Origin of the sequence: Achromobacter sp. SIMBA_011 (assembly GCF_046535435.1) — a bacterium.
Lineage (GTDB): Bacteria > Pseudomonadota > Gammaproteobacteria > Burkholderiales > Burkholderiaceae_B > Achromobacter > Achromobacter dolens.
This window is the reverse complement of the sequence record NZ_JAWRWN010000376.1, coordinates 1-275: the sequence shown is the minus strand read 5'-3', so window position 1 is coordinate 275 and position 275 is coordinate 1. Positions and strand designations below refer to the sequence as shown.

Here is a 275-nt window from a genome sequence, read left to right as displayed (position 1 = left end):
CCTCACACGCCGACGATCCGTCCTGACTTCAGCTCAGCCATCTTACGCTGCTGCCAGAGCGGAATCCTTGTAATCTTCGTTCTTGGTCATCATTGCCCAGACGGATCGAGCCATTTTGTTGGCGAGGGCGATTGCAACGAGCATACGAGGTTTGCGCGCTAGCATCCGTGCCAGCCACGAGTGCTCGGGTGGAGCTTTCCGACATGCCCATCGAATGACCGCAACTGTAATTGCGCCGATACCGGGTGCCGCACGCAGAAGCCCGAGACCCCATG

Annotated in this window: 1 pseudogene; it reads right to left on the bottom strand. The window is 58.5% G+C overall.

From position 1 onward, the window contains the following. Positions 1-42 precede the first annotated feature (42 nt). Positions 43-275: pseudogene (locus SB816_RS31360) on the bottom strand (IS110 family transposase); the annotation flags it as partial.